5 protein-coding genes and 1 pseudogene are annotated in these 4,559 nt (G+C 58.9%); 3 read left to right on the forward strand and 3 right to left on the reverse strand.

Annotation, left to right across the window (positions count from 1 at the left end; translation table 11 throughout):
* The 3 genes and pseudogenes from IEW98_RS15910 to IEW98_RS16995 form a co-directional block, all read right to left on the reverse strand.
* A partial coding sequence (locus IEW98_RS15910; RefSeq protein ID WP_188764495.1) for an EAL domain-containing protein occupies window positions 1-349 on the reverse strand: 349 nt, incomplete at its 3' end.
* The gene (locus IEW98_RS15915; protein ID WP_188764497.1) at window positions 300-1,370 is read right to left on the reverse strand and encodes a sensor domain-containing diguanylate cyclase; all 1,071 of its coding nucleotides are present in this window, start codon (window positions 1,368-1,370) and stop codon (window positions 300-302) included. The genes IEW98_RS15910 and IEW98_RS15915, both read right to left, overlap by 50 nt.
* Window positions 1,371-1,487: 117 nt before the next feature.
* Window positions 1,488-2,196, reverse strand: a pseudogene (locus tag IEW98_RS16995) (IS6 family transposase).
* Window positions 2,197-3,055: 859 nt separating this feature from the next.
* Here IEW98_RS16995 and IEW98_RS15925 point away from each other — a divergent pair.
* The 3 genes from IEW98_RS15925 to IEW98_RS15935 are packed head-to-tail and all read left to right on the forward strand — an operon-like array spanning window position 3,056 to window position 4,265.
* Window positions 3,056-3,307: a type II toxin-antitoxin system ParD family antitoxin gene (locus IEW98_RS15925; protein ID WP_188764499.1), complete on the forward strand. Its 252-nt coding sequence runs from the start codon at window positions 3,056-3,058 to the stop codon at window positions 3,305-3,307.
* Window positions 3,304-3,606, forward strand: a complete 303-nt coding sequence (locus IEW98_RS15930) for a type II toxin-antitoxin system RelE/ParE family toxin (protein WP_188764501.1) — start codon at window positions 3,304-3,306, stop codon at window positions 3,604-3,606. The genes IEW98_RS15925 and IEW98_RS15930 overlap by 4 nt, the downstream gene beginning before the upstream one ends.
* A 41-nt stretch (window positions 3,607-3,647) precedes the next feature.
* Entirely contained in the window at window positions 3,648-4,265 is a 618-nt protein-coding gene (locus tag IEW98_RS15935) for a CinA family protein (protein ID WP_243450827.1), read from the forward strand.
* Window positions 4,266-4,559 lie beyond the last annotated feature (294 nt).

Here is a 4,559-nt window from a genome sequence, read left to right on the forward strand (position 1 = left end):
CCACCCGCAACCCCAGTTCCCGCATCATTTTGATCTCACGTGAGATTACATGGTCACGTCGCCCTATGTAGATACTCTCGGTAATCTCGACGGTGAGCAGCTTCAATGGTACATTGCGCTCAGTCAATGCAGCGGCCAACCTTCGACTTAGTTTGCCCTGGTAGACATCGGCGGAAGACACATTGAGACCGACGTGCTGAAGGGGAATGCGGAGTTCGAGCCAAGTCGCGGCATCCGCGACAACCCGTGACACCATCAACTCGGTAAGCGCACAGGCGACCTGCGCGTCCGACAGCGCGTCACTGAACGCGGTCGCAGGAANGGGCGGCGGTGAGGTCGCGTATGGCATCGAGACGGTTCGTGATCCCCGTCCGGATGCCTGGCCGGTACCTCACAAATCCACCCCGTCCCGTTTCCTTGGCATGATAAAGGGCGAAGTCTGCATTCTGGCGAACGCTTTCAGCGGTGACATCGCCGCAGGCCAGCACTGCGCAGCCGATGGTTGCCTGCGGGTGGATCAGGTGTTCGCCGCACAACGCCGGCTCGCTTAAAGCGTCGAGGATCTGCTGAGCCATAGTTTCGATGTCAGAGCCTGTGCCTGAATGATGGACAATGACAGCGAACTCGTCGCCTCCGAGACGAAAAGCTTTTTCCGGGTAAATCGTGGCAGCGACGCGCAATGCGACTTCCTGCAAGAGGTCGTCGCCGGATTGATGACCGAAAGTGTCGTTCGTGACCTTCAGGTTGTCGAGATCCAGGATTATTATTCCCCACTCGCCCGGCGTTTCGCACGACAGTCCGGCAAGCGCACGATTGAAGCAGGCGCGGTTCGCCAATGCCGTAAGCTCGTCGATGTCGGCTGTGCGCTCCTGCTCAAGCTTGCGATTGTGGCGCTCCATCGCGATGACGCACAAATAGGTGCAGGTAGCGACGATCTGCTCTTCTTCACCCGTCGGACCACGGCGGTCCGGGTAGTAGAGGGCGAACGTGCCGAGCACATCGCCGCGCTCATCACATATCGGGCTTGACCAGCAAGCCTGGAGGCCGAGGGGCAAAACATGATGCTTGTAACTTGCCCATTTAGGATCGGTTGCAATGTCAATGACCGTCACGGGTGCACGGAAATAGGCGCAAGTTCCACATGAGCCCACCTGAGGCCCGATAAGTACTCCATCGAGTGCTGCCGAATATGACTGCGGCAGGCAAGGCGCGGAGAGCGGACGAAGGTATCCGGCTCGGTCAACAGAAAGCACCGAACAGATTACGCCCGGCAACAGTCCCTCGACCTCTTGGCAAAGGCGATCTGCAGTCGCGTCGAGAGGGCTCCCGGTGGCCACCTTCTCGAGAATGATATTTTGAAGACGCAGCATACCTACCCTATCTCGATAACATTTTTGTTGTGCAACCAATTCCACCGCGACTCGGTGCTGTCAATCTAACGGTCACTTGTCTCCGGTTCGCGCAGGAATCCCAAACCGGACCTGGCGTTAGCCCATGACTGCCTGCCACTCCGCCAGCGCGGCGGAGCGTCGTGCTTTGTAGATGTCGCGGCTGACGAGATGGCGTTCGTGGTTGAAATGGTTGTGGACCGAGGCATGGACGGCGCTGAATTTTTGAAGGGTGTGCATTCTTCGAAACCGCAGCATGGCCCATTCTCGTCGTCGGAACGGTTGGTGGGAATTCTCGACCCGGTTGTTCAGCCAGCGGCCTGTCTCTTGGACGCCGGCGTTGCCGATTTCTTTCATCGCGGCGCCGTAGGAGCGTAGCTTGTCGGTGACGACCTCGGGCTTGCCATGACGCTTCATCATCTTCTTGAGAAACTTCAGGGCAGCGGCCTTGTTACGGGTCTTGGTGGCGAACGCTTCCAGGACTTCGCCTTCATGATCGACGGCCCGCCACAGATAGTGCTTCTCACTGTTGATCTTCACGAACACCTCGTCGAGGTGTCACCGCCAATGGGTATAGGCGCGCATGCGGTCAACGCGCTTCCGGCGGATCTCGGCGGCCGAACCTATTCCGCCAGAACCGCACCGTCTCGTGGCAGATGTCGATCCCACGTTCGGCCAGCAGGTCCTCGACGTTCCGAAGCGACAACGGGTATTTGACGTACATCATTACAACCAGTCGGATCACCTCCGGCGAACTGTTGAAATAGCGAAACGGGCTCGGCGGCGCAGCGCTGGATTTGCGGCTCATCCGCGTCGGCTACCATTGCTGAGCACGCCGTGCCACATTCGTCTGACAGTGCCTGATCCAGCGTTCGGGAGTCTGGTGTGCGGTCTCAAAGGGGGCTCCGCCAGCCAGGAACAAAGCGGTGAACCGACCAGATTGCCTCAGTCGCACCCCTTCAGTATCGGCGTGTCCGCCGTGATCGAGGGCGCATCGTCCTGGCTGGAGATGTCAGCATGCCGCTGCTCCGGTCATCCTTGGGCCGGACGAAATCCAGCCTATAGAATTCAAATCACAGCGACGTGGTCGCGGGCCCGGCGCAGCGGTGTGGCCCAAGACTGCGGTCGCATGGATGGGCGGCGTTTCGTCGGCTATTGGAACGATCCGCATGAATATATCACGTGGCATGCAGCGCTTGCCGCCGGTCGCTGGGAAATTCACCTGAACCGGCGCCACCTGGGACAGGACGCGACATTCAACGCGCGTTACGCAGGTCCGTCCCTCCTCCTTCAAACGATGAGCGGCCCAGACGAAACGGCTGCCCAGATCGAGGTCGAAATTCGTAAACCCAGAACCGAAACCCTAATCGCGTCAACAAGCACTACCTACGCTGGCGGTTCGTAACCACTACGGCTTCAGACAACCCCCGTCTCGATCCTGACACTGGCTGAATACGAGGTTTGGATCAAGCTGGTCACCGGATCGATCAACCTCGATCGGGTCGAACTGCGCCCAGTGAAGTCCTGACGCCGGCCTGATCGCAACCGGGTCCCTTGCGGACGGCGTGATGCCTATGCTTTCGACTGCGACTGAGCGCCGCCATGATTGCAGAGACGGCAGCGACCCGCTATACCAATCCTTGGTACAGTTTAGGATGTGACATGCAATGACAGCCAAAAACACTTCCGTCAGCCTTGGCGACCATATGCTTAACTTTGTCCAGCAGCAGGTCGCCTCAGGGCGGTACAGTTCGACGAGCGACGTTGTTCGTGCCGGGTTGCGGCTGCTCGAGGAGCATGAAGTACGGGTTCTGGCACTCCGGGAAGCCTTGATCGCTGGCGAGAATAGCGGCGAGTCGACGCCGTTCGATTTTAACGCGTTCATTGCCGCCAAGCGGGCGAAGCATTCCGCCACGTGACACGCTACATCCTGTCGCCGCTGGCGCGCGCCGATCTGGACAACATATGGGAACACACTACCAAGCGCTGGGATGATGACCAGGCCGAGACGTATCTGCGAATGATACAAGCAGCTATCGACGCCGTGGCCGCCAATCCAAGGCTCGGGCGGCTATACGACAAGGTTAGGGCCGGTTATCGGCGTTACCGGGCAGGCTCGCATCTCATCATGTATCGTGAGACGTCTGACGCAATCGATATCGTGCGCGTGCTGCACGAAAAGATGGATATTGGATCGCACTTGCCGGATCTGAGCTGAGCGAGCATTTCTGACCAGATGAGCCGTACGAGTGAGCAGCGATGCTGCTCCAACCTGGCCAGCCCATGATGCTACCCTGTTCTCACGCGATCCCCTTGCGGGCACCAACTGTTTCGGCGGAATCCTACGACCGTTACAAGCGCAGCTCCAAGGGTATTTCCATGCAAGATCTTCATGTTCTTGGCGCTCGCGCCGCCGCCTTGCTTATCCAGCGCCGCGAAACGGTAGTGGTCGGCGAAACGTCTGCCGGAGGGCTGATATCGGCGAGCCTTCTGGCCATTCCAGGTGCCTCTGCCTACTTCGTCGGCGGCGCTGTAACCTACTCGGGCCGCTCGATCCGAAATCTTGCCGGCATCTCGATCGACAAGATGCGTGCGGACGGCATCAGGTCCAGCTCCGAGCCGTATGCGCTACTTCTGGCAACTGAGATCCGCGCCCGACATGGCCAGGTCGACTGGGGACTCTCCGAGACCGGGGCGGCGGGGCCGGACGGCAACACCTACGGTGATCCGCCGGGCCATACATGCATGGCGGTTGTCGGCACAGTGACCATGGTGCGCACTTTGCGGACCAGCTCGAACGACCGCGTTTCCAACATGTGGGCGTTTGCCGAGGCTACGCTCAATCTGTTCGTAGAGGCGCTTGAAACCGCGCCTTGAGATCGATCAGGCCGACAATTACGGCACGACCGTAAGTCCCGCCCAACAAATAAAGGTGGTCGCGGCGGTTGGCATGAGCAAAATAGGGCGTTCGCGTGTGTGTTCGGAATGCAGATGTGCAAAAAGCTGTTGGTTATCGCGACAATGTTTTGCGCAGAAGGGACAAGCCCGGCCCGAAGCCTGATGTGGCTTAGAGCCTGATCCGAAAGTAGTTGAGCAATACCAGTATCTTGTGATTCAACCGTCTTTGCAAAGAGATGGAGTGGGCCATGGGATGGACTGGTATTGCCCGGC

This window comes from Sandarakinorhabdus glacialis, assembly GCF_014643455.1.
GTDB lineage: Bacteria > Pseudomonadota > Alphaproteobacteria > Sphingomonadales > Sphingomonadaceae > Sandarakinorhabdus > Sandarakinorhabdus glacialis.

Bases quoted from the DNA above. Each gene is read 5' to 3' on its own strand.
- IEW98_RS15935 (WP_243450827.1), top strand. From the start codon at position 3,648: ATGCTGCTCCAACCTGGCCAGCCCATGATGCTACCCTGTTCTCACGCG.
- IEW98_RS15925 (WP_188764499.1), top strand. From the start codon at position 3,056: ATGACAGCCAAAAACACTTCCGTCAGCCTTGGCGACCATATGCTTAAC.